This is a genomic window from Roseicyclus sp. (assembly GCF_018402035.1).
Taxonomy (GTDB): Bacteria; Pseudomonadota; Alphaproteobacteria; order Rhodobacterales; family Rhodobacteraceae; genus Roseicyclus.
The window spans coordinates 333,009-355,251 of sequence record NZ_JAGYJN010000001.1 but is presented as its reverse complement, the minus strand read 5'-3'; the positions used below and the strand labels follow the sequence as shown (position 1 = coordinate 355,251).

Genomic DNA, 22,243 nt, shown 5'->3' with positions numbered 1-22,243 from the left:
TCCGCGCCCCTAGCGGCCGCTCACCTCCAGCCAGATCCCATCCTTGGCCCGCACCGTCAGATAGGCAACCGGCACGGGCACCCGGTCCGGGATCGTCGCAAACCGCCATTTGCGCATGAGCATGGCCAAAAGCAGCGGCCCCTCGACCATGGCAAAGCCTGCGCCGGTGCAGACGCGGGTGCCTGTCGAGAAAGGAATAAACGCCTCGCGCAGGCAGGTCTTGCCGTTCTCGGTCACCCAACGGGCGGGGTCGAAACCGTCGGGATTGTCCCAAAGTCGTTCATGCCGGTGTAGGTGCCAAGGCGAGATCACGATCTGGCTGCCCTTGGACAGATCGCGGTCGCGGAACCGTTCGGGGCAGGTCGTCTCGCGCACCATCATGGGCACGGGCGGATAAAGGCGCAGCGCTTCGCGGAAGATTTCGCGGGCAAGGCGCAGCTTTCCCATCACGGCGAAATCGGGGCTGTCGGTCAAAACCGCCTCAGCCTCCTCGGCCAGACGATCTTGCCATGATGGGTCGCGTGCCAAAAGGTAGAGCGCCCAACCAAGGGCCGAGGCGCTTGTTTCATGGCCCGCAAGGAAAAAGATCGCGACTTGGTCGACCATCTCTTGGGTGCTGAAGCCTTTGCCGGTTTCGGGGTCGTGGGTTGTAATGATCTTGGTCGCCAGATCGTCGGGGGCGGTCCCTGCCTGGATCTGATCCATCCGCGCTTGTGTCAGGTGCGTGATGAGCGCGCGGATGGCCTTTGCCGTGGTCCGCGTCTTGGCGCGATGACCGCGCGGCATCCATTTGGGCAGGGGCAAAAAGGCCGCTGCGTTCAAGATCGGCTGGGTGCGCTGATAGGCGCGGAACTGGTGAAAAACCTCGGTCGCGATCTTGTCTTCGATAGGCAGCGTGAACAGCGTGCGGAAGATCACATCGGCCGCCGCATGGCTCATATCGGCCTCGACCTCGCGCAGGCCGGGGGAGATACGCGCCACCGCTGCCTCACCGGCGGCCCACATCGCGGGAAAGGTGTCGCGTAGCCGCCCCCCCTCAAAGGCCGGGTCGATGATGCGGCGCTGGCGTTGCCATTCCGCGCCATTGGTCAAAAAGACCGACGCGCCCAAAAGCGGCCGCAACCCTTCGCCCACGCGGTCGGATTTGGGAAAGTCCATGGGCCGGGCTTTCAGCACCTCATCGACCAGCGCGGGTTGGTTGATCAGGTATGAGCGGAAGAACGGTGTGCGGAACTCGGCCATCCAAGCGCGGTAAAGCCGTGCGGGTTGGGCCGAAAGGATATCTTGGCGGAAAAGCCGCATATAGCGCCAAAGCGAGACGCGATCAGCGCGCGCTTGCGGCTTGGGCGGCAGGTCGGGCGCGCTCATGCGGCGCGTCCTGTGTAGCGGTTGACCGCCCGGTCAATCCGCGCGGGCGAGGGGGCGCGCCCGGCAAACCGCGCGGCCAAGGTTCTTGGCCCTGCGGTAATGCGAAAATAATCGTAGTCATCCGTCCGACCGGGCAAGTTATCGAAGGCGTTGAGATATTGAAAATGCGCCTCGAACAACCGCCAACGCAGTGCCGCCCAAGTCGCGGGGCGCAAGGTTTGGGAAAAGGCGGCCGAGATGACAAGCGGCCAGCGTTTGTCCTTTGGGGCCACGCCCGACACCGCGACGGGATCGCAAAGCGCAAAGGAACAGCCATCGCCGGGGGCGGTGACATCCACCCATGTCAGCGCGTCGCTTGCGGCAAGATAGGCCAGATCGGCCCGCAAGCGATAGGCGCGGGGCAGAAAGCTGACCATCGGCACCACATGGCCCAAGGTCAAAAGCGCGAGAGCGGGGCCGTTGGCGGGCACACGGCCCACCCGGATGAGATCGGCCAAAACCGAGATCGCGATATAGGCGCCCGAGGAATGACCAATGATCAGCACCTCATCGGTGTCAGTGGTCAGTGCTTCGGCGATGGTGTCGGCGAACTGGGCCATCCGCGCCTCTTGTGCCGGGGGATAGGCACCTTGGGCCTGCGCCGAAAAGGCGTAATCATGCGTCAGGTACCACGCCAAAAGATGATCGCGCCTTTGGCACCAGCGTAGAAAGGCAAGCAGGCTGACGGTCCCCACAGCGCAACCCGCCGCGGTCAGAAGCGGCGCGAGGCGACCCCAATCGCCCAGCCCATGGCCCAACGCCGTCACGCCGCGATACGCACCATAGCCAAGCAAAAGCGCCAGCATGGCTTGCACCAACAGCACCACCACAGGGTAGAGTGCGGCGATCACCGGCCCCTTGCGCAGCCGCATGAGCCGAAACAGCGCGCCCGAGCCGAGATAGGCCCAAGCGGTGCGCGCCAATTGGCCATAGCTGGCCAAGACCCCCTGATCCATGGAGGCGCGCACGATATCGGCCCAGACCATCACCGCGACCTGTGTTTCGGTCTGGTGCCCCTCAATCTCTGCGCTGACATGCCAGCCAAAGTGCGCCTTGCTATGGGGCGGCCCGAGCGCGATTGTATATCCCGAGAGTGCCGCCTGCCGGGCCGCCTCGCGGCGATAGCGTTCGCGATAGGCGCGCGGCGGCACAGGATCATAGCCGGGGATATACATCACCCGGCGCTTGGCGATCACAATCGGCGGCGCGGTACTCGTCATGCCGCAGAGTTTAGCGCGGAATAAGGGCGGGCTTAAGGCGAAACGTCAGCCCAACAGCCCAAGCGCTGGAAAAGTTTCCAACAGCCAGAAGGAAAAGGTTGAAAACGCCCCTGTGATCAGCGCCACACCCACCCCGATCAGTAAAAGCCCCATCACCCGTTCGATGGTTTTCATATGGCGTTTCAGGCGGCTCATCACCCCCATTGCCCGGTCGATGAAGCCTGCGGCCAAGAGAAAGGGAATGCCAAGCCCAACCGCATAAACCGCCAAAAGCGTCGTGCCACGGCTGATGCTAGCCTCGGTCGCGGCGATGGAAAGGATCGCGCCCAATTGCGGGCCGATACAAGGCGTCCAGCCAAAGGCGAAAGCCAAGCCCAGCACATAGGCCCCAAAGGCCGAGCCGCCCCGGTCGCCCGCATCCAGCCGCGCCTCGCGGTTAAGCAGCGGGATGGTGATGACGCCCAGAAAATGTAGCCCGAAAATGATGATCACCGCGCCGGCAATCTGGCCCAGCAAGATTTGATTTTGCAAAAAGAATTGGCCAAAGAGCGAGGCGGTGAAGCCCAAGAAAACAAAGACCGTCGACAGGCCAAATACGAAGAATAGCGCGGCAAGCAATGCCTTGCGTCGGGCTGCGCGGGCATCGCCATTGATCTCGGCCATGGTAATGCCACCCATATAGGCCAGATAGGGCGGCACGATGGGCAGCACACAAGGGCTGAGAAAACTCAGTATGCCAGCGGCAAAAGCCACCAGCATTGCGGGCAAAAGGCTGGCGTCAAAAAGATCGATCCCGAACATAAGGATCGGTGTAGCGGTTTGGGTGGCAATCGTCACGCGCCAAGGCGTCACATTTGCGTGGCCGTGGAGAGGCGCGTTTTCCTCAAGGAAAACGCGCGGGAAATCTCGAGATTTCCTGTGCGGAAAACTTGGGTTTTCCGCTCTGTTTCAGAAGGGCTGCTTTGGGCCGAAGAATGCGCACGGGTTCTTGGTTGCAAAATATGATCACATGGCCCGCATTCTCGATGGCGCGAAAGCCGCGGCGATACACCTCTTCGATAAAGGCATCGCGCCCAAAATAGCGTTCGATGTCACGCAAGGACCGGCGCAGCACCTTGCCATCGCGCACCAGTTTCGAGCCGAAAACATCGGCGAGAAAAGCTTGGGGCGATTTATGCGGCGACAGTTTCTCCATCGCGCAAGCTTGGGCCGATTCCGGTTAACCGCGCCCTAACGCCCGGCCTTGACCGCTTCCAGAATATAAAGCCGGATCGCCGCCGCGAGCCCAGAACTGACACCGCGCCCTGTGTCGATTTCGGCCACCAACTCATTGACCGACAGATCGCGCGCTGCGGCCAAGCGTTGCAATTCCTGCCAAAAAGCAGCTTCGAGCGAGACGCTGGTACGATGCCCGCGCAAGGTGAGCGAGTGTTTCCGCGGCCGCCCGGTCATGTCTCGTCGCTCTCGCGCTTATGCTGGTCGAGGTGGCGGGCCGCTTTCGCCGCTTCAAGCGCTGAGGCCTCGCGTTCTGCTTTGGTCTGGCCAAAACGGGCAGCATTGGCATCGGCCTTTTGCCGTTTGTCGTCGCGCGCACGGGATTTGCGCGCGCGCGACAGGTTGACGATCTTGGCCGTCAAGATGGGCCGATCATCTGTTCGGGCCGCACGACGCGGTCAAAGGTCTCGGCATCGACAAAACCAAGGCGGATCGCCTCTTCCTTCAGCGTGGTGCCGTTCTTATGCGCGGTTTTGGCCACGGTGGTGGCGTTGTCATAGCCAATGGTGGGTGCCAAGGCCGTGACCAGCATCAGGGATTCCCGCATCAGCTTTTCGATCCGCTCGACATTCGCCTCGGTGCCAATCAGCATTCGTTCTGTGAAGCTGTCGGCGGCATTGCCCAAAAGTGTCATGGATTGCAGCAGGTTATAGGCCATCATCGGGTTATAGACGTTCAACTCGAAATGGCCTTGGCTGCCTGCGAAAGCAATCGCTGCATCATTGCCAAGGATATGGGCGCAGACCTGCGTCATCGCCTCGGCCTGTGTCGGGTTGACCTTGCCCGGCATGATCGACGAGCCCGGCTCATTCTCGGGCAAGATCAATTCGCCAAGGCCCGAACGTGGGCCAGAGCCTAAAAAGCGCATGTCATTGGCGATCTTATAAGCGGCCATGGCAACCGTCTTGATTGCACCCGACATGAAGACCATCGCGTCATGGGCGGCCAGTGCTTCAAACTTATTCGGCGCGGTGACAAAGGGCAGGCCGGTGATATCGGCGATGCGGCTTGCAATCGCCACATCCCAGCCCTTGTCGGTATTCAGCCCTGTGCCCACGGCGGTACCGCCTTGGGCCAGCTCATAGATGCCGGGAAGCGCCAGCTTGATGCGGGCGATGCCATTGCGGATCTGCATCGCATAGCCTGAAAACTCCTGCCCCAAGGTCAGCGGCGTGGCGTCTTGGGTATGGGTGCGGCCGATCTTGATGATGTCGCGGAACGCCTCGGATTTGGCCTCAAGCCCCTCGGCCAGCTTTTCCAGCCCAGGGATCAGCACCTCATGGGCGGTGACGGCGGCGGCGATATGCATGGCGGTGGGGAAGGTATCGTTTGATGATTGGCCCATGTTGCAATGATCATTGGGATGGACCGGCTTTTTGGAGCCGATGACGCCGCCCAACATCTCGATCGCGCGATTGGAAATCACCTCATTGGCGTTCATATTCGACTGCGTGCCCGATCCTGTTTGCCACACGACCAACGGGAAATGGCTGTCCAACTTGCCGTCGATCACTTCTTGCGCGGCGGCGAGCATTGCATCGGCAAGGGTCGCGTCAAGCTTGCCATTGGCTTTGTTTTCCTCGGCACAAGCACGCTTGATCACGCCCAGCGCGCGCACGATGGCGACGGGCTGTTTCTCCCAGCCGATGGGGAAATTCATGATCGAGCGCTGGGTTTGCGCGCCCCAATAGCGGTCGGCGGGCACCTCGAGGGGGCCAAAGCTATCGGTTTCGGTGCGGGTCGTGGTCATGGGCCTGTCTCCGGTATGCTGTTGTATGCCGTTTAACGCCAGCATCTGTCCCGTGCAATGTGCAGCAATGCCTCAGTTTGGCGGAGTACTGCGCGAAAACCGATAGACACGGGCAGGCGGCATATTGCGCCAAATCCGCGCGCTGCGCTCCCATTCCAAGCCCATATCATCGCGCAAGGCGCGGGCCACGGGCGGGGTAACGCCATAGGTGAATTGCACATAGCGACCATCATGCGCGAGTTGGGCGAAACTTCCGCCCAGAATCGCGCGTTGCAAAGTCAGCGGCATCGACAAGAGCGGCAGGCCCGAGATCACGGCTTGCACATTAGACAGGCCCAGATCACCGACATCGGCCGCACTCATCTGGTGATGGTTCACCCCTGCAAACTGGCGTTGCAAATGGGCGTGAAAAGTCGGGTTCATCTCGATGGTATGGAGATGATGGGGCGCGATCCCACGATCAAGGATCGCTTTGGTGATCACACCGGTGCCCGCGCCCAATTCGATCACTGGCCCCTTGGCGGGATCAAGCTGCGCGGTCATTTCCGCGCAAAGCGCAGGCGAGGAGGGGGCCAAGGCCACAACCTGTCCGGGGCGGCGCAAAATCTGGCCCATGAAGAGTGCGAAATCAGTCACGCTGCGCCATGCCTCACCCAAACTGCCCCATGGCTGTCAATGAAGCGCATGATCCACGGCGGCAACTGACATCAATTCCCCTTGCGAAAGGTGTCAAGGCGCACAACCTCGGCATGCTGGGGGGGGGATTTGGCCCTGTCGGCTTGGCCATTGCCGGGGCTGGGCGGCTCATCCTCGGGCTCGGGGGCATCATCGCCATGATCCGTGCTTTCAAACCGCAGGCCGAACTCGACCGAAGGATCAACAAAGGTGCGGATTGCATCGAAGGGGATGCGCAGATGTTCAGGGCTATCGCCGAAATTGAGGATGATCGCAAACCCATCATCATCGACGGTGAGACCATCATACCAATTCTGGATGACGATGGTCATCTCTTCGGGATAGCGGTCGCGCAGCCAATCGGCCAAGCTAACCCCCGGCGCGCCGGTGTCGAAGGTGATGAAAAAATGATGCTGACCGGGTAGCCCGCTTTGCGCCACATCGCTCAAAACATTCTGGATCAGGCTGCGCATCGCCCGATGCATGAGGCGACCATAGGCGATTGTGGACGATTTGTCTGACATGGTCGTGGCATCCCGGCAATGGCTTACGCACCATAGAAGATTCGTTGCGATTTGAAAGGCAAGGCTTTGCCGCGCCACTCAGACAGCCGGGAAATTGCCCAGTACAAGCCATGCGGCCAAAGCTGCTTCACAGGCGAAAAAGGTCCAGCTTTGGCGGCTTGCCGCGTCATCACGCAGGATCGAGGTGACGCGCCCCGTCGCCGCACCCGCATAGGCCAGCCCCACCACGACCCAAGCCAGCGGTTGGTCCAAGATCAGCGCGCCCAAGCCCAGACCTACGAACAAGCAGCCCGAGGCGGCAGAGACCTCGGTATAGGCCATGTTCGATGGCCCGGCCTGCATGTCGAGTTGTTGCATGGTCCAGCGTGGTGCCAACCAGCCCATCATGCCCAAAGCGATCGTCAGGATCGCAACCGCGTAATTGATAAAATCGAAAGCGGTCATATTGGCCCTCTGGTCCGTCGCACAGGATGGTTGTGCTGATTAAACGTAGGCCAAAGGCGTGCGGATCACTTGCGCGTGAAAAAAACAACCAGCGCGGATGCGCGTGCGAGGGAATGGGGAAAGTGCAGGCTTCTGTTGCCAGGTGCCTGCGAACCCCGCCTTACGCTGCTAGGCGCAAGGGCTTAGTTTCGGCGACTTGAGCAGCTTACGCTGCCAGAGCCATTGCCGGAGCACGGTTGTCATTTGCAACTGTACGTTTCGGACCGATAACGGTGGTACCTCACCGAGACAAAGCTAACCTCTTTAGACGTTCGTCGATCCTGTTTCGGCCCCATGATCCGCAAATGACGGATATTTGGTGGAGCCGCCGGGTACCGCCCCCGGGTCCGAGCCGCTTATTCCAAGCGCGTTTATGTCCATAGCCCCGTTTCCGAGGCCTGTTGAACATACGCAGCCATCCGGTGAATTTCAAGCGCTGCCCATCGACCCGTTTGCGTTCTTGCCTGAGCGGCGGGGTTCTGGCATAGAGTTGTTATAGTATAACATAACAGGTGATGCCGTGTCTGATCCACGCCTACCCGTCACAGTGTTGTCCGGCTTTCTGGGGGCCGGGAAGACCACGCTTCTCAACACCATATTGCAAAACCGGTCAGGCCGCCGGGTGGCGGTGATCGTCAACGATATGGCCCAGATCAATATCGACGCCGATCTGGTGCGCGCAGGCGGCGGGCTGTCGCAGACTGAGGAAAGCTTGGTCGAAATGTCGAACGGTTGCATTTGCTGCACGCTGCGCGAGGATCTCTTGATCGAGGTGCGGCGCTTGGCCGAAGCGGGGCGTTTCGATGCGTTGGTGATCGAATCGACCGGTATTTCCGAACCCCTGCCGATCGCGACAACCTTTGATTTCCGCGACGCGGATGGGGTCAGCCTGTCGGATGTCGCCCGGCTTGATACGATGGTCACGGTCGTCGATGCGGTAAATCTCTTGGCCGACTATTCCAGCCATGATTTCATCGCGGCGCGCGGCGAAAGCATGGGCGAGGGGGATGAGCGGCGCTTGGTCCATCTGTTGACCGACCAGATCGAATTTGCCGATGTGATTGTTTTGAACAAGGTGACCGCAGCAGGTGCTGCGCGCGTCGATGCCGCGCGCAAGATCATCCGCAGCCTCAATGCCGATGCCCGCATATTGGAAACCGATTTCTCTGATGTGGCGATTGGCGATGTGCTCGAAACGGGCCTGTTCGATCTTGATCGCGCCCATTTGCATCCGATGTGGGCGAAAGAGCTTAACGGCTTTGCTGATCACACCGCCGAAACCGAGGAATACGGCATCACCTCTCATGTCTATCGCGCGCGCCGCCCCTTTGTGCCTGCGGCGATCCTTGCGCTGCTTGATGGGGAGTTGCCGGGCGTGATCCGCGCCAAGGGGCATTTCTGGATCGCCACGCGCCCCGATTGGGTGGCCGAGTTTTCGCTTGCGGGTGCATTGTCGGGGGTGACGCCGCTTGGCACATGGTGGGCCGCCGTTCCCAAGGCGCGGTGGCCTACGCATGACAGCGCGCACCGCTACATCGCCGAGCATTGGGTCGAACCTTGGGGCGACCGGCGGCAAGAATTGGTCTTTATCGGCACAGGCATCGATTGGCCCGCGCTCAAGGCGCGGCTGGATGCCTGCCTTTTGTCCGAAGGGATGAATGGCAACGATTTGCCGGACCCGTTTCCGCAATGGCGAAGGCCAGAGGCCGCCGCATGAGGTGCGGAGGCAATCTGGGGGCAACGCGGTTGCGTGCCAAGGCGCGGCAGGGCGATCCGATGCGTGTCTATGACAGTCTGCCGCCCGAATTGCGTGCTTGGATATCACATGCGGCGCTGCCTTGGTCGCCCTTGTCCTGTCTCAGGCTGTGGCAGCGTGCCTTGCGCGAAGAGGGATGCCCCGCCCGCGCCCGCGCACGGCTTGACCGGGCCGAGGCGGCGTGTCTTGCGCGTGACCGCCGCTTGGGTGGCGGACATACGTAAAAAAACGGGCGCCATGAGGGCGCCCGTTTTCGTGATCGATGATCGATGGATCAGAAACCAGCCTTGATACGCTCGAAGGCTTCGGCCTGCCGCTCGCGCTGTTCGTTCGAGATGGGCAACTGCGCCAGAACCGGCACGGTCACTTCGCCCAAGCCAGCCGCTTCCATCGCTTCGGCGCCCAGCGCGACAAGTGCGGCTTGGTTCGCGGTGCCAAAGCCGTTCTCCAACAGCGGCAGGGCCGAAACATCGGCATGCATCGCGTTGACGTAATCATAGGCCTGATCTTCCGAGCCTTCGCCATTGGCCATGTTCACATAGCCACAAAGCCAGACCGAAGACCCTTCGGCGGTGTTGCGGTTAAAGCCGACGGGGAAGCCCTCGTCAGCGAGCGACACGGGCACTTCGTTCCAGACCCAAGCGGCCTGCACCTGACCCGATGCCATGAGCTGTTGAATTTCGGCCGGATCGACCCAGTAGTTGAGCAGGTTGCCGTGGATGCCGCGCAGCCATGCGGTTGCGGCCTCGAACTGGGCATCGGTCGCGGTCGACCAATCGCTCACGCCGGTGGCGAGATAGGCCAGCGCATAGGCATCATCGACATTGTCGGGGATCGACAGGCGGCCCGCATAGGCGGGGTTGTTGAAGATCTCGAGCGTGGCGACATCTGCCGCCGGAACCGTCTCAGCGTTATAGGCGACAGCCGTGGTGCCGTAATCGGTGGGCAAGAAGAACAGATCGGCGGTGCCTGCGCGCACATCTTGGCCCAACAGGTCAGCGTTGAGCGATGCATAAGCCGCGACGCGCGACCGATCCCAAGGCTCGATAATGCCCGATTCCTGCCAACGTGGCACCGAGCCTGCGCAGATATGGGTCACATCCGACCGGAAACCCGCAAGCAAGCGCTGGAACGCTTCATCCTCATCGCCGAAAAAGACGAACTCGGGGCTTGCGCCGTGCTGGTCGATAAAGGGCTGGTGAAAAGACGGCTCTTCGAAACCCGAATAATCGAACACGAGCAGGTCTTGCGCCGCTGCGATCGAGGGGACGGTGAGCGCGAGGGCCATGGCGGTGCCGAGGGCCATGCGATGGGTCATGATGGCGATTTCCCTATTGGAGTGAATATTGGCAGAACCGCGAAAGAAACTAGGGCCGATACCCTTGTTTGCCAAGGGGTGGTTACGCGGGTTGTGGACGCGCGGCGCGCGCATTGAACACGGATTGGGCAAGCTGGCGGGTATAACGCTCCAACTCTTCCAATGCAGCGATGATTTGGTCGCCGTCGCGCCCCTCTGTTGCATCGGCGATTCGGGCGTGCAGCGCGATGATCGCATCGCGTGAGCGGGCCGAAAAGGTGATCATATTCATCAGAGGCTGCATCGCCTCGACCGCCCCTGCAAGCTGGTAGGACAAAACCGGGTTGCCCGCCGCATCCACCAGAGCGCGGTGAAAGGCGACATCGGAGGCGCAGAACGATTCATCGCTCAGGCCGGGCTGCGCTTGCCGTGTGATCTCGGCGCGCATCGTGGCCAGATGATCGGGGCTGCGACGTGCGGCGGCCAAAAGCGCACAAGCCCGCTCCATCGCGAAGCGTGCCTCGCAGGCGGTGTCAAAGCTGATGTCATTCATGCCCAAAAGCAGGGTCGATGTGGTGATCTGTTGGGCATGGGCATCGGCATAACTCAGCCGATTGATGAAAGCCCCGCCAAAGGCGCCGCGCTGGGTGCGGATCAGCGATTGCGCGGCCAGCCGTTTCAGCGCCTCGCGCACCGTGGGGCGCGAGACCGCGAATTGTTCGGCCAGTTCCGCCTCGGACGGCAGGCGGTCGCCCACGATCAACGCCCCCGAGACGATGGCATCGCGGATCGCTGTGGCGATCTGGGCCGAAAGATCGGCGGGATTGTCTGGATCGATTTTCATTTGTCAGACATTTAAAAGTCTGACAATTCTTTGGCAAGCAAAACGACTCGTCGGGGAGGGCGGCATTGCGATGATCGCCGCGCGCATCAGATCCATGGGCAGCCCGCATTGGCTTGCGCTTTACGGTGCGATCTTGCTGTCATGGGGCGCGCTTTACCTGATGGCCTTGCCTGCCGATCTGCGGGCGGCCGGTGCGGTCTATGGCGCTGAATTCTTGGCAAGCCTGTGTATCGTGACGCCGGATGCGGCGGGCTATCTGGGCCTTGTCGCGATGTGGGCGATCATGTCGGCGGCGATGATGGCGCCCACGGCTTTGCCCGCATTCGCCGCCTATGACGACATCAGCGCGCGCGCCGGTGGCGGTTTTGGTTGGCTGATCATCGGCTTTTTGGCCGTGTGGCTGGGGTTTGCGATACTTGCCGCCGCGCTCCAGATGGCGCTGTTTCAGTTGGGATATCTGAGCATCTTTGGCGATAGCCAATCGCTGCTGCTGTCTGGGGTGTTGTTGGCGCTGGCGGGGGCCTATCAATTCTCGGCGCTCAAGGATGCCTGTCTGACGCAATGCCGCGCGCCCTTGGCCTTTTTCATGAGCCATTGGACCGAGGGGCCGCTGCGCAATGGGGTGCGGCTGGGTGCTGTCTGCTTGGGCTGTTGCTGGGCCTTGATGCTGCTCGCATTTGTGGGCGGGGTGATGAACCTTGCCTTCATGGCGGTGGCGATGGTGCTGATGGCTTTGGAAAAACTGCCCGAGATCGGGCGTCATATCACACGGCCTTTGGGGGTGTTGCTGATCGCATCGGGCGCAGCAAGCCTTGGCTTTGGCCTTATCGGATAAAGAGGAGAGTACCCATGTCGCTCAGACACCGCCCCGAGGCAGACCGCTTGCCCGTCAGCCAACGCATCGATCAACGCATGGACAGCCCCAAGCGCCGCCAGATGCGCCCGACCGATTGGGCGATCAAGGGAGAATTGTTCCTCAACTGCAACTGCACCGTCTTTTGCCCCTGCGTGGTCAGCCTTGGCAAGCACCCGCCGACCGAAGGGTCGTGCAAGGCATGGATGGCCATTGCCATCGACGAGGGGCATTACGAGGGCGAAAGCCTGTCGGGGCTGAATGTCGGGCTGATGGTCGAGATCCCCGGCCGCATGGCCGAGGGCAATTGGAAAGTCGCCGCCTATATCGATGAGGCTGCAAGCGGCAAGGCTTACAACGGCCTGCTGCAGATCTTGTCAGGGGCCGCGGGCGGCACAACGGGGTTGTTCACGATCTTGGTATCGGAAATCATCCATGCCGAACGCGAAAAGGTTCAGATCGTGCGTGAGGGGCGCCGTCGCGGCCTTTACGTCGGCAAGAAGATCCAAGGCGAGATCGAGATGCTGGAAGGGGCCAATCCCGATGAGCCCGTGGTCATGACCAATACCCGCTACTGGATGGGCCCCGATGTGATCGCGGCGCGCGGTCTGAAATCCAAGGTGCGCGATTTCGGGCGCGTCTGGGATCTCACGGGCCGTTCCGCCGAGATTTGCGCCATCGACTGGTCGGGCAGCGCGGGCAAGTAAGCGATGATCACGCCTTCCTATTGCCAGATGATGGCGCGCTATAACGCGTGGCAGAACCATTCGCTATTCCAAGCGGCAGCAGGGCTGACGGATGGAGCGCGCGAGATGGATCGCGGGGCGTTTTTTGGGTCGATCCGCGCCACGTTCAGCCATCTGATGTGGGCCGATCTGATCTGGATCGCGCGCTTCGAGGGGGCCGAGGGGCCGGGTGGCACGATTACCGCATCGCCTGACCGCTATGATTGGCCAACAATTTGCGCCGAACGCCCCAAGCTTGATGCACGCATCGCGGCGTGGTCGTGGATGGTGACCCAAGATGAGCTGGATGGCGAGATCCGCTGGCATTCCTTTGCGCTGGGGCGCGATTTGGCCAAACCCACGGCGGTTTGCGTCGCACATCTGTTCAATCATCAGACCCATCATCGCGGTCAGGTGCATGCCATGCTGACCGCGGCAGGTGCGCGCCCCGATGATACCGATATCCCCTTCATGCCTGATGAGGTGCCCGAATGGCGTTGATCTCGCCTTCGCGCCGCTTGCGCCGCACGCCCTTTTCCGACGGGGTCGAGGCCGCAGGCGTCAGCGCCTACACCGTCTATAACCGCATGCTTTTGCCGACGGTCTTCCGTTCGGTGGAGGAGGACTACCACCATCTCAAATCGGCGGTGCAAGTTTGGGATGTCGCCTGCGAGCGGCAGGTTGAGGTACGCGGGCCGGATGCCGCCAAGCTTGTGCAAATGCTGACACCGCGCGATCTGCGCGGCATGTTGCCGGGGCAGTGCTACTACGTGCCGATGGTCGATGAGACGGGCGGCATGCTCAACGACCCTGTCGCAGTGAAACTGGCCGAGGATCGTTGGTGGATATCCATCGCGGACAGCGATTTGCTGTTGTGGGTCAAAGGGATCGCCTATGGCTATCGGCTTGATGTCTTGATCGATGAGCCCGATGTTTCGCCCTTGGCGGTGCAAGGGCCGCAAGCCGATGATCTGATGGCGCGCGTCTTTGGCGATGCGGTGCGCGACATTCGCTTTTTCCGCTTTGGGCATTTCGATTTCCAAGGCCGCGACATGGTGATCGCGCGCTCGGGCTATTCCAAGCAAGGCGGATTCGAGATCTATGTCGCAGGCGGCGATATCGGCATGCCCCTGTGGCACGCGCTGATGGAGGCTGGACGCGATCTGGATGTGCGCGCCGGATGCCCCAACGGGATCGAACGGGTCGAGGGTGGATTGCTGAGCTATGGCAATGACATGACGGCCGAGAATACCCCGCATGAGGCGGGTTTGGGCCGGTTCTGCAACACGGCCACGGCGATTGGTTGTATCGGGCGCGACGCGCTGCTGAGGGTGGCCAAGGAAGGGCCGATCAAGCAGGTGCGCGCCATCGCAATCGACAGCAAAAGCTTGCCGCGCTGCGACAGGCCATGGGCGTTGATGGATGGCACGACCTGCGTGGGTCAGGTGACATCGGCCGCGCAATCGCCCGATTTCGGCTGTGGCGTGGCGATTGGCATGGTGCGCATGACCCATTGGGATGCGGGAACACCGCTTGCGGTGGTGACCCAAGATGGCAGCTACCCCGCCGTCGTGAGAGATGAATTTTGGATTTAAAACAGAGAACTGCGGTGCGACGTGCAAGTATCGCTTCAGAAAGGTGACAGGCTATGACATTTCGCGCTCTCGTCGTTGAGAAAGATGACACCGGCATCACCCATGCCGCCGTTCAAGCGCTGGCCGATGATCGTCTGCCCGCGGGCGATGTGACGGTCGCGGTCGAGTATTCGACCGTGAACTACAAGGATGGGCTGTGCCTTGGCACGGGCGGTGGTTTGGTCAGAACCTACCCGCATGTGCCGGGGATCGACTTTGCCGGAACGGTGCTGGCCTCTGATGATGCGCGCTACAGCGCGGGTGACAAGGTGGTGCTGACCGGCTGGCGTGTGGGCGAGGCGCATTGGGGCGGCTATGCCGAAAAGGCCCGCGTCAAGGCAGATTGGCTTGTCCCGCTGCCAAAGGGCCTAAGCACGCAACAGGCGATGGCCGTTGGCACGGCGGGCTTTACCGCGATGCTGGCGGTGATGGCGCTGGAAGATCATGAGCTAACCCCTGAAAAGGGCGAGGTTTTGGTCACGGGTGCCGCAGGCGGTGTGGGCTCGGTCGCGACCGCGATCTTGGCCAATCTTGGCTACACGGTCGCCGCTGTGACGGGGCGCGCCGAACAGGCCGACTACCTGCATGGTTTGGGGGCGGCGCGGATCGTGGCGCGCGCCGATCTGGCCGAGACCGTCAAGCGACCGCTCGAGGCTGAGACTTGGGCCGGTTGCGTTGATGCGGTCGGCGGCGCGATGTTGGCGCGGGTCTTGGGGCAGATGACCTACGGCGGATCGGTCGCGGCTGTGGGTCTTGCGGGGGGTGCGGGCCTGCCTGCGACGGTGATCCCGTTTTTGTTGCGGGGCGTGAACCTTTTGGGCATCGACAGCGTGATGCAGCCTTATGAAAACCGCCTGAGGGCATGGGAGCGGATCGCGCGCGATCTGCCGATGGACAAGCTTGCCGCGATGATCACGCCGGCGGGTTTGGCCGATCTGCCCAAGCTTGGCGCGGATATTCTGGCGGGCAAAGTGCGGGGCCGGGTGGTTGTCGACACGCGCGCCTGAGGCGCGCGGCTTACGCAGCGCGCGGCCCTTTGCGGGCATTCTGCACGATTTGATGACAGCGCTTTGCCTTTCGCCGCGCGCATGCGTATTTGGGGCAAGATGAAGCTAGGAAAGCGCGCATGACCAAAACCCCCACCGGCAAATCCACAAGCGGACGCGGGCAGCGCGAGTTGCGCACCAAGGTCAAGACCGCGCGCGGGCGCAAGCTTAGCTCGACCCTGTGGCTCGAGCGCCAGTTGAATGATCCTTATGTCCAACGCGCCAAGCGCGAGGGCTATCGCGGGCGCGCGGCCTATAAGATCATGGAGTTGGACGATAAATTTCGCTTTCTCGTGCCCGGTGCGCGGGTGGTGGATTTGGGCTGTGCGCCGGGTGGCTGGTGCCAAGTGGCTGTGCCGCGCGTCAATGCCTTGGGCGAGAAGTCAGGCAAAGCTATCGGCCGCATCATCGGGGTCGATCTGCAAGAGGTCGATGCCATCGCGGGTGTGGAACTCCACGTGCTCGATTTCCTCGAAGATGGGGCCGATGATAAGGTCAAGACATGGCTTGGCGGGCGGGCCGATGTGGTGATGAGCGATATGGCCGCCGCATCCTCGGGCCATAAGCAGACCGACCATATCCGGATCGTAGCGCTGTGCGAGGCGGCGGCGCAGCTGGCCTTTGATGTGTTGGAGCCCGGCGGCACCTTTGTCGCCAAGGTTTTGGCAGGCGGTGCGGAGGGGAGTTTGCAAACCCTGCTCAAGCAGCGTTTCGACAAGGTGGTGAATGTCAAACCCCCCGCAAGCCGCGCCGATAGTTCCGAGAAATTCGTCGTGGCCACGGGCTTTCGCGACTTGGCCGAGGATGCGCAATCCGAGGATTGAGGGCCGCGCGCGGTTTTCGCTCTTTTCCTCTGGCGCGCTGCATGAAATAGGGACGTGCCAACGCTGAAGCCCAAGGAGACCCCGATGGAGATTCGCGAGGCACTGACCTTCGATGATGTTTTGCTCGTACCCGGGGCGAGTTCCGTCTTGCCGGCCACCGCCGATACGCGCACGCGGGTGACCAAGTCGATCTTGCTCAATATCCCCTTGCTGTCATCCGCGATGGATACGGTGACTGAGGGGCGCATGGCGATTGCCATGGCGCAGGCAGGCGGTATGGGCGTGATCCATCGCAACCTTGATATCGAGGCACAAGCCCGCGAGGTGCGCCGCGTCAAGCGCTTTGAAAGCGGGATTGTTTATAGCCCCGTGACGCTGACCCCCGATCAAACCTTGGCCGATGCGCGCGCGTTGATGGAGCGCTATGGTTTCACCGGCTTTCCCGTGGTCGATGAGGATCGCCGCGTGCTGGGGATCGTGACCAACCGCGATATGCGCTTTGCCGAACATGATGACACCCCCGTGCGGGTGATGATGACGACCGAGAACCTTGCCATTTTGCGCGAACCCGCTGACCGGGGCCAAGCGATCAGCTTGATGAAATCGCGCCGGATCGAGAAGCTTTTGGTCACCGATGCTGCGGGCAAGCTGACCGGGCTTTTGACGCTGAAAGACACCGAGCGCGCGGTGCTGAACCCACAAGCCTGCAAGGATGAGTTGGGTCGGCTGCGCGTGGCTGCGGCCACCACCGTGGGGGATGCGGGCTTTGAACGCTCGGCGGCCTTGATTGACGCGGGCTGTGATCTGATCGTTATCGACACGGCTCATGGCCATTCCGAAGGGGTGGCGCGCGCGGTCGAACGGGTTAAGGCACTCTCCAACGCGGTGCAGGTCGTGGCAGGCAATGTCGCCACGGCCGAGGCGACCCGCGCATTGATCGGCGCGGGCGCGGATGCGATCAAGGTGGGGATTGGCCCCGGCTCGATCTGCACCACGCGCATCGTGGCGGGTGTGGGTGTACCGCAGCTGACCGCGATCATGGATTGCGCGGCCACCGCCGCCGAAAGCGGCACGCCGGTGATCGCGGATGGCGGGATCAAATATTCGGGCGATTTCGCCAAGGCGATTGCGGCAGGCGCCCATTGCGCCATGGTAGGCAGCATGATCGCGGGGACGGATGAAAGCCCCGGCGAGGTGATCCTCTATCAAGGGCGCAGCTTCAAAAGCTATCGCGGCATGGGCAGCCTTGGCGCCATGGCGCGTGGCTCGGCGGATCGGTATTTCCAGAAAGATGCCGCATCCGACAAGCTGGTGCCCGAGGGGATCGAGGGGCAAGTGCCCTACAAGGGTTCGGCAAGTGCCGTGGTTCACCAACTCGTCGGCGGTCTGCGCGCGGCGATGGGCTATACGGGCTGTGCCACCGTTGATGAGATGCGCCGCGATTGCCGCTTTGTGCGGATCACCGGGGCGGGGCTAAAAGAAAGCCATGTCCATGATGTGCAGATCACCCGCGAAAGCCCGAATTATCGTTTGGGATAAGTAGGGTGCCGCGCGATCCTCAGGTGGTTGCATGACCCCGGCGGCCCGCGCTGCCGCCGCGATTGCGGTGTTGGATGATTGGCAGGCTGGTAAGCCCGCCGAGCAGGCCTTGACCAATTGGGCGCGCGGCGCGCGCTATGCCGGCTCCAAGGACCGGGCGGCGGTGCGCGATCTGGTCTATGATGTGCTGCGCGCGCGCGGCAGTTGTGCACGCTTGGGCGGGGGCAGCGATGGGCGCGCCTTGATCTTGGGACTGACCCGTCTGCAAGACATTGATCCGGAAGGTATTTTTACAGGCGACGCCTATAGCGCGGCGGTGTTGCGGCCTGATGAGCTGGCTGGGTGTGCTGATCGCGCTTTGGTCAATCCGCAAGATGATGTTCCCGCATGGCTGGTGGATCGCTTGGCACAGCGGGCGGGGGGCGATCTGGCAAAGCTTTTGGCGGCGCTGCATGACCGTGCGCCGCTTTACCTTCGCGTCAACACGCTCAAGGCAACGCGAGAGGCCTGTCTTGCCGATCTTGCCGCGCATGGGATCACAGCGATTGCCGATCCGCGTGCGGCCACGGCGCTTGAGGTCACATCAGGGGCGCGGCAGGTGAAATCGACGCCCGCCTATCGCGACGGCTGGATCGAACCACAAGATTTGTCGGTACAGCGTGCGGTTCTGGCGGTGGATTGGCCGAAAGGGCCGATCTTGGATTATTGTGCAGGTGGCGGGGGCAAAACGCTGGCCATCGCTGCGCTCACGGGCTTGCGCTTGACCGCGCATGATGCCGCGCCGGGGCGGATGGCTGATCTACCGATCCGCGCCGCACGTGCGGGCGCAGTGATTGATCTGTGCCGAACCGAAGATTTACCCCGCGCGGGCCGTTTTGCCGCCGTGCTGTGCGATGTGCCATGCAGCGGGTCGGGCACATGGCGGCGCGATCCCGAGGCCAAGTGGCGCCTGACCCCAGCGCGCTTGGCAGAATTGGTTGAGCTGCAATCAGACATCCTAGATCATGCGGCCAAACTTGTGAGGCCAGATGGACAGTTGGTCTATATGACCTGTTCGCTTTTCCATGAGGAGAACGAGGCGCAGATCACGGCGTTTCTGGCGCGACACCAAGGTTGGCGCTGCGATGCGCAAGCGATTGAGACGCCATTATCAGCCTCGGACGGGTTTTTTCACGCGATCTTGCGCGCCCCTTGATTATCGCCGCTTCATGATTTCGCCCATCTGCGCTATCTTAAGATACGCTTAACCAATTCTTGGTTAAGCCATCTTGGCAGGGTCGCGATGTAGTGAAGATGAGGGTGTCTTGAACTCGGATCAAATGGTTTCGCGGATGATCGGTGGGAGTTCGTGGGCGCGCCTGCAACCGCTGGTCCTGTTGCTGTTTGGACTGGTCGCATTATTGGCCGCGATCTTTGTGGATCACGCGAGCCTGTCCTTTGCGCTTTGGGCAGTTGCGGGTGGGTCTTTGTCGGCTTGCTTGCTCATGGTGAGCGCCGCGATGCTCACACAGGGGCGCTTGCGGGCCGGTTTGCGTGCCGCCCTGCGCATCATGGAGCATGATCCAGCGCCATGTTTTTGCACCGATAAGACAGGCGCAATCGTGGCCATTAATGCGGCAAGCGCGCGCCGGTTTGGTGAGCCTTTGGGCCAATCCATGGCGCGTGCAATCATTGGGATGTTGCCCAATGCTACCGCTGTGGTTTTTCGGACCGAGAATGCGCTGGAACGCCAATCCGTGACGCATGAGACCGTGCTGACCGCGCGTGGCGCTGTGCGAATTACGGCACATCGTGTGACGGGCGGCATCTTTTGGCGGATCGATGATCAAGGCGGTGCCGCCCCACATTCGGGCGATGGGATCGCATTGCCGATGATGGTGGTCAGCCAATCGGACACGATCTTGTCGATGAACTCTGCCATGCGCGCGGTGTTGGGGCGACGACGGACCGCGATGGCTGATGTTTTCGTCGACCCCGATGTGGTGGCGGGGCGACGGGCGATTATGCGCGGCGCTCATGGTGAGGTGGGTGTTGTGCCCGTCATCGTGCCGTCGCGCGATGGGCGGCGCGAGGTTTACATCGTGCCGGGCCTTGCCGATCCGCCCGCGGCGACGGTTGCCGCGCGCGCCTTTGAATCGCTGCCTGTTGCTTTGCTACATATCGGGTCGGATGGCTGTTTGCTGGCCTCCAATCGGCATGCGCAAACCCTGTTGGGGATTGTCGAACCCGCCACCGGACCATTGTCCCAATTCGTCGAGGGTTTGGGCCGGCCGGTGAATGATTGGGTCATGGATACGCTGGCCGAGCGGATCCCCGACCGTTCGGAGGTGGTGCGCGCGCGCCGCCGCGCGGAGGAGGTGTTTTTGCAAATCACCCTCAGCCGGATCACCGATGCCGGCGGCCCATCGCTTTTGGCGGTCCTGCATGACGCGACCGAACTCAAGACGCTGGAACAGCAATTCGTCCAAAGCCAGAAGATGCAAGCGATCGGCGAATTGGCGGGGGGCATTGCGCATGATTTCAACAATCTGCTGACCGCCATCGCAGGGCATTGCGATTTGCTTTTGCTGCGCCATGATCAAGGTGATCCCGATTACGGCGATCTGGTCCAGATTAACCAAAATGCCAACCGCGCCGCTGCCCTTGTTGGCCAATTGTTGGCCTTTTCGCGCAAACAGACGCTTGAGCCTGAGATTCTCGATCTGCGCGACACGATGGGGGATTTGACCCATCTGCTGAACCGGTTGGTGGGTGAAAAGATCACGCTGACGCTCAGCCATGACCCCGGTCTTTTGCCGATCCGGGCGGATCGACGCCAGCTTGATCAGGTGATCATGAACCTTGTGGTCAATGCTCGTGATGCTATGCCAGACGGGGGCGAGGTGCGTGTTGAAACCCGTATGGTGCGCTTGACCGAGCCTCTCTATCGTGACCGGGCCGAGGTGCCGGCGGGCCGCTATGTCACGATCCGCGTGTGTGATCAGGGGCATGGGATCGCGCCCGACAAATGCCACCGCATCTTTGAGCCCTTCTACACCACCAAACGCCAAGGCGAGGGGACGGGGCTTGGCCTCAGCATGGCTTACGGCATCATCAAGCAAACGGGCGGTTATATCTTTGTCGATAGTGTGGTGGGGGTTGGCAGCACATTTACCATCTATTGCCCGGCTTTCGATCCTCCGGCCCAGCAAGTGGTGCCAAAAAGCCCCGCGCCGATCACGGCCAAAACCTCTGGCGCAAAAGGTGATCCGGGCATCGATGAGCGCGGTGGCGTTGTGCTTTTGGTCGAGGATGAAGCGCCTGTGCGCGCCTTTGCAGCGCGCGCGCTGCGGCTGAACGGCTACACCGTGATCGAGGCTGGCTGCGCCGAAGAGGCGCTTGAAAAGCTTGCCGATGAGGCGCTCAAGATTGATCTGTTCCTGACCGATGTCGTGATGCCGGGGATGGATGGGCCGACATGGGTGCGGCGTGCCTTGCGTGATCGGCCCGGCGTGAAGGTGATCTTTGTGTCGGGATATGCCGAAGATCAGCTTGAGGATGGCGCAATCGCGGTTCCAAACGCGGTCTTCTTGCCCAAGCCATTCTCCTTGGCTGATTTGACCGAGACCGTGCAGCGGCAACTGCCCTAGCGCTTTGGCCCTAGCGAGCTAAACCTGCCCAAAGGGCAAAATCAGCCGCCGCCTCCTGTTGTAGCCGCGCGGCCAACGCGGGGGGCAGCGTGAGATCTGCCTTGGGCGAGGGGTTGTGCCGCCCAAGCGCCAAGCACACGCCCAATCGCGCCTCAAGAAAATCAACCGCTTGTGGCAAGTCTTCGTAGCGGAACAGGTGATCGACGATCACCTTGCCTTGGGCATTGGAGACAAAGCGCGACTGCCGCCCAACGCGGGCATATTCCGGTTCGGGATCGCTGAGCCATCCGGTGACGAATTGCGCGAAATCCATTGTGCTTGTTGCTGTCGGGCTGCCTGCAATCTCGGGGCGGGCGCGGTAACGATACCAGCTACCCAACCAATCGCGCGGCTCGCGGATGATCGCCATGGTCTCGAACCGCCGCGCACCGCGCGTCTCGAAGAAGGGTGCCAAATGGTTGCGCCAGCGCCGCGCGGTCAGGTGTTTTTGCTCGGGCGGGTTGAGAATCGCCGTATCAGCATGCGCCAAAAGGGCCGCCTCAAGCGCTGTCGTGCCGGTTTTTGGTACCGCCAAAAGCACCAATTTCGCATGCCAAAACAATAGCATCACATAATTCCCCATGGCAGGCGCACAAGATCAACCTTTCCTTAACCCTTCATCGCAATTCTGAGTGCGTGCAAGATTTTACTTGAAGTGTTCTTGTTTTGTTTGCAAAAGGGAAACAGAACAAGAGGTGAACATGAGCATCCCGTTGCCGCGCC

The 22,243-nt window shown here is 61.5% G+C and carries 24 protein-coding genes and 1 other RNA gene; 11 read left to right on the top strand and 14 right to left on the bottom strand.

All coding sequences use genetic code 11. The annotated features are described in order from the left end of the window. Positions 1 to 9 precede the first annotated feature (9 nt). The 11 genes from KG698_RS01700 to ssrA form a co-directional block, all read right to left on the bottom strand. A complete protein-coding gene (locus KG698_RS01700; RefSeq protein ID WP_213683828.1) occupies positions 10 to 1,368 on the bottom strand; it encodes a cytochrome P450 in 1,359 nt (452 codons plus the stop codon). Then, a complete protein-coding gene (locus KG698_RS01695; protein WP_213683827.1) occupies positions 1,365 to 2,627 on the bottom strand; it encodes a hypothetical protein in 1,263 nt (420 codons plus the stop codon). The genes KG698_RS01700 and KG698_RS01695 overlap by 4 nt, the downstream gene beginning before the upstream one ends. Positions 2,628 to 2,672: 45 nt before the next feature. Beyond that, positions 2,673 to 3,428: a cytochrome c biogenesis CcdA family protein gene (locus KG698_RS01690; RefSeq protein ID WP_213684269.1), complete on the bottom strand. Its 756-nt coding sequence runs from the start codon at positions 3,426 to 3,428 to the stop codon at positions 2,673 to 2,675. An 82-nt stretch (positions 3,429 to 3,510) separates the two neighbouring features. Continuing rightward, positions 3,511 to 3,822 (bottom strand): aspartate aminotransferase, encoded by a 312-nt coding sequence (locus tag KG698_RS01685; RefSeq protein WP_300982805.1) that lies wholly within the window; start codon positions 3,820 to 3,822, stop codon positions 3,511 to 3,513. Between the two features lie 35 nt (positions 3,823 to 3,857). Continuing rightward, entirely contained in the window at positions 3,858 to 4,079 is a 222-nt protein-coding gene (locus tag KG698_RS01680; protein WP_213683826.1) for a ribbon-helix-helix domain-containing protein, read from the bottom strand. Continuing rightward, on the bottom strand, positions 4,076 to 4,264 hold the full coding sequence (locus KG698_RS01675; protein WP_213683825.1) for a DUF4169 family protein: 189 nt from the start codon (positions 4,262 to 4,264) through the stop codon (positions 4,076 to 4,078). The genes KG698_RS01680 and KG698_RS01675 overlap by 4 nt, the downstream gene beginning before the upstream one ends. Next, entirely contained in the window at positions 4,261 to 5,652 is a 1,392-nt protein-coding gene (gene fumC, locus KG698_RS01670; RefSeq protein WP_213683824.1) for a class II fumarate hydratase, read from the bottom strand. The genes KG698_RS01675 and fumC overlap by 4 nt, the downstream gene beginning before the upstream one ends. A gap of 72 nt (positions 5,653 to 5,724) precedes the next feature. Beyond that, positions 5,725 to 6,288 carry a methyltransferase type 12 gene (locus KG698_RS01665; RefSeq protein ID WP_213683823.1) on the bottom strand — a complete coding sequence of 188 codons (564 nt, stop codon included), beginning with the start codon at positions 6,286 to 6,288 and terminating at the stop codon, positions 5,725 to 5,727. A gap of 71 nt (positions 6,289 to 6,359) precedes the next feature. Further along, positions 6,360 to 6,851: an SspB family protein gene (locus KG698_RS01660; protein ID WP_213683822.1), complete on the bottom strand. Its 492-nt coding sequence runs from the start codon at positions 6,849 to 6,851 to the stop codon at positions 6,360 to 6,362. Positions 6,852 to 6,929: 78 nt separating this feature from the next. Beyond that, entirely contained in the window at positions 6,930 to 7,295 is a 366-nt protein-coding gene (locus KG698_RS01655) for a DUF4345 family protein (RefSeq protein WP_213683821.1), read from the bottom strand. Positions 7,296 to 7,416: 121 nt separating this feature from the next. Next, positions 7,417 to 7,771, bottom strand: a transfer-messenger RNA (tmRNA) gene (gene ssrA, locus KG698_RS01650). 83 nt (positions 7,772 to 7,854) lie between these two features. Here ssrA and KG698_RS01645 point away from each other — a divergent pair. Together KG698_RS01645 and KG698_RS01640 are read left to right on the top strand one after the other, a co-directional pair. Then, positions 7,855 to 9,051 carry a GTP-binding protein gene (locus KG698_RS01645; RefSeq protein ID WP_213683820.1) on the top strand — a complete coding sequence of 399 codons (1,197 nt, stop codon included), beginning with the start codon at positions 7,855 to 7,857 and terminating at the stop codon, positions 9,049 to 9,051. Further along, positions 9,048 to 9,314, top strand: a complete 267-nt coding sequence (locus KG698_RS01640) for a DUF6525 family protein (protein ID WP_213683819.1) — start codon at positions 9,048 to 9,050, stop codon at positions 9,312 to 9,314. Before KG698_RS01645 ends, KG698_RS01640 begins: the two co-directional genes overlap by 4 nt. Before the next feature lie 50 nt (positions 9,315 to 9,364). Here KG698_RS01640 and KG698_RS01635 read toward each other — a convergent pair whose 3' ends face one another. Together KG698_RS01635 and KG698_RS01630 are read right to left on the bottom strand one after the other, a co-directional pair. Then, on the bottom strand, positions 9,365 to 10,408 hold the full coding sequence (locus tag KG698_RS01635) for an ABC transporter substrate-binding protein (RefSeq protein ID WP_213683818.1): 1,044 nt from the start codon (positions 10,406 to 10,408) through the stop codon (positions 9,365 to 9,367). Between the two features lie 82 nt (positions 10,409 to 10,490). Further along, positions 10,491 to 11,231, bottom strand: coding sequence for a GntR family transcriptional regulator (locus KG698_RS01630; protein ID WP_213683817.1), 741 nt, complete (start codon positions 11,229 to 11,231; stop codon positions 10,491 to 10,493). A gap of 94 nt (positions 11,232 to 11,325) precedes the next feature. On the opposite strand from KG698_RS01630, the gene KG698_RS01625 reads away from it, so the two are divergent. The 9 genes from KG698_RS01625 (at position 11,326) to KG698_RS01585 (ending at position 21,481) form a co-directional block, all read left to right on the top strand. Then, positions 11,326 to 12,066 (top strand): DUF2182 domain-containing protein, encoded by a 741-nt coding sequence (locus KG698_RS01625; RefSeq protein ID WP_300982803.1) that lies wholly within the window; start codon positions 11,326 to 11,328, stop codon positions 12,064 to 12,066. A 14-nt stretch (positions 12,067 to 12,080) separates the two neighbouring features. Further along, positions 12,081 to 12,791 carry a DUF1326 domain-containing protein gene (locus KG698_RS01620; RefSeq protein WP_213683815.1) on the top strand — a complete coding sequence of 237 codons (711 nt, stop codon included), beginning with the start codon at positions 12,081 to 12,083 and terminating at the stop codon, positions 12,789 to 12,791. Between the two features lie 3 nt (positions 12,792 to 12,794). Next, entirely contained in the window at positions 12,795 to 13,310 is a 516-nt protein-coding gene (locus KG698_RS01615) for a DinB family protein (protein WP_213683814.1), read from the top strand. Beyond that, positions 13,301 to 14,404 carry a dimethylsulfoniopropionate demethylase gene (locus KG698_RS01610; RefSeq protein WP_213683813.1) on the top strand — a complete coding sequence of 368 codons (1,104 nt, stop codon included), beginning with the start codon at positions 13,301 to 13,303 and terminating at the stop codon, positions 14,402 to 14,404. The genes KG698_RS01615 and KG698_RS01610 overlap by 10 nt, the downstream gene beginning before the upstream one ends. A 53-nt stretch (positions 14,405 to 14,457) precedes the next feature. Then, positions 14,458 to 15,450, top strand: a complete 993-nt coding sequence (gene acuI, locus KG698_RS01605; RefSeq protein WP_213683812.1) for an acryloyl-CoA reductase — start codon at positions 14,458 to 14,460, stop codon at positions 15,448 to 15,450. A 119-nt stretch (positions 15,451 to 15,569) separates the two neighbouring features. Continuing rightward, the gene (locus tag KG698_RS01600; protein WP_213683811.1) at positions 15,570 to 16,313 is read left to right on the top strand and encodes an RlmE family RNA methyltransferase; all 744 of its coding nucleotides are present in this window, start codon (positions 15,570 to 15,572) and stop codon (positions 16,311 to 16,313) included. Positions 16,314 to 16,397: 84 nt separating this feature from the next. Next, the gene (gene guaB / locus KG698_RS01595; protein ID WP_213683810.1) at positions 16,398 to 17,852 is read left to right on the top strand and encodes an IMP dehydrogenase; all 1,455 of its coding nucleotides are present in this window, start codon (positions 16,398 to 16,400) and stop codon (positions 17,850 to 17,852) included. Positions 17,853 to 17,883: 31 nt separating this feature from the next. Then, positions 17,884 to 19,047, top strand: a complete 1,164-nt coding sequence (locus KG698_RS01590) for an RsmB/NOP family class I SAM-dependent RNA methyltransferase (protein ID WP_213683809.1) — start codon at positions 17,884 to 17,886, stop codon at positions 19,045 to 19,047. A gap of 109 nt (positions 19,048 to 19,156) precedes the next feature. After that, positions 19,157 to 21,481 (top strand): ATP-binding protein, encoded by a 2,325-nt coding sequence (locus KG698_RS01585; RefSeq protein ID WP_300982802.1) that lies wholly within the window; start codon positions 19,157 to 19,159, stop codon positions 21,479 to 21,481. A 10-nt stretch (positions 21,482 to 21,491) separates the two neighbouring features. Here the strand turns inward: KG698_RS01585 and KG698_RS01580 are convergent, their stop codons facing one another. Continuing rightward, positions 21,492 to 22,088 carry a gamma-glutamyl kinase gene (locus KG698_RS01580; RefSeq protein WP_213683808.1) on the bottom strand — a complete coding sequence of 199 codons (597 nt, stop codon included), beginning with the start codon at positions 22,086 to 22,088 and terminating at the stop codon, positions 21,492 to 21,494. Positions 22,089 to 22,243 lie beyond the last annotated feature (155 nt).

What these genes read in the sequence shown, in the direction of transcription:
- KG698_RS01700 (WP_213683828.1), bottom strand. Translation starts at nt 1,368, where the DNA reads ATGAGCGCGCCCGACCTGCCGCCCAAGCCGCAAGCGCGCGCTGATCGC.
- KG698_RS01625 (WP_300982803.1), top strand. Translation starts at nt 11,326, where the DNA reads ATGGGCAGCCCGCATTGGCTTGCGCTTTACGGTGCGATCTTGCTGTCA.
- guaB (WP_213683810.1), top strand. Translation starts at nt 16,398, where the DNA reads ATGGAGATTCGCGAGGCACTGACCTTCGATGATGTTTTGCTCGTACCC.
- KG698_RS01615 (WP_213683814.1), top strand. Translation starts at nt 12,795, where the DNA reads ATGATCACGCCTTCCTATTGCCAGATGATGGCGCGCTATAACGCGTGG.
- KG698_RS01620 (WP_213683815.1), top strand. Translation starts at nt 12,081, where the DNA reads ATGTCGCTCAGACACCGCCCCGAGGCAGACCGCTTGCCCGTCAGCCAA.
- KG698_RS01680 (WP_213683826.1), bottom strand. Translation starts at nt 4,079, where the DNA reads ATGACCGGGCGGCCGCGGAAACACTCGCTCACCTTGCGCGGGCATCGT.
- KG698_RS01660 (WP_213683822.1), bottom strand. Translation starts at nt 6,851, where the DNA reads ATGTCAGACAAATCGTCCACAATCGCCTATGGTCGCCTCATGCATCGG.
- KG698_RS01630 (WP_213683817.1), bottom strand. Translation starts at nt 11,231, where the DNA reads ATGAAAATCGATCCAGACAATCCCGCCGATCTTTCGGCCCAGATCGCC.
- KG698_RS01600 (WP_213683811.1), top strand. Translation starts at nt 15,570, where the DNA reads ATGACCAAAACCCCCACCGGCAAATCCACAAGCGGACGCGGGCAGCGC.
- KG698_RS01580 (WP_213683808.1), bottom strand. Translation starts at nt 22,088, where the DNA reads ATGCTATTGTTTTGGCATGCGAAATTGGTGCTTTTGGCGGTACCAAAA.
- KG698_RS01640 (WP_213683819.1), top strand. Translation starts at nt 9,048, where the DNA reads ATGAGGTGCGGAGGCAATCTGGGGGCAACGCGGTTGCGTGCCAAGGCG.
- KG698_RS01695 (WP_213683827.1), bottom strand. Translation starts at nt 2,627, where the DNA reads ATGACGAGTACCGCGCCGCCGATTGTGATCGCCAAGCGCCGGGTGATG.
- KG698_RS01685 (WP_300982805.1), bottom strand. Translation starts at nt 3,822, where the DNA reads ATGGAGAAACTGTCGCCGCATAAATCGCCCCAAGCTTTTCTCGCCGAT.
- KG698_RS01655 (WP_213683821.1), bottom strand. Translation starts at nt 7,295, where the DNA reads ATGACCGCTTTCGATTTTATCAATTACGCGGTTGCGATCCTGACGATC.
- KG698_RS01590 (WP_213683809.1), top strand. Translation starts at nt 17,884, where the DNA reads ATGACCCCGGCGGCCCGCGCTGCCGCCGCGATTGCGGTGTTGGATGAT.
- fumC (WP_213683824.1), bottom strand. Translation starts at nt 5,652, where the DNA reads ATGACCACGACCCGCACCGAAACCGATAGCTTTGGCCCCCTCGAGGTG.
- KG698_RS01635 (WP_213683818.1), bottom strand. Translation starts at nt 10,408, where the DNA reads ATGACCCATCGCATGGCCCTCGGCACCGCCATGGCCCTCGCGCTCACC.
- KG698_RS01690 (WP_213684269.1), bottom strand. Translation starts at nt 3,428, where the DNA reads ATGTTCGGGATCGATCTTTTTGACGCCAGCCTTTTGCCCGCAATGCTG.
- acuI (WP_213683812.1), top strand. Translation starts at nt 14,458, where the DNA reads ATGACATTTCGCGCTCTCGTCGTTGAGAAAGATGACACCGGCATCACC.
- KG698_RS01610 (WP_213683813.1), top strand. Translation starts at nt 13,301, where the DNA reads ATGGCGTTGATCTCGCCTTCGCGCCGCTTGCGCCGCACGCCCTTTTCC.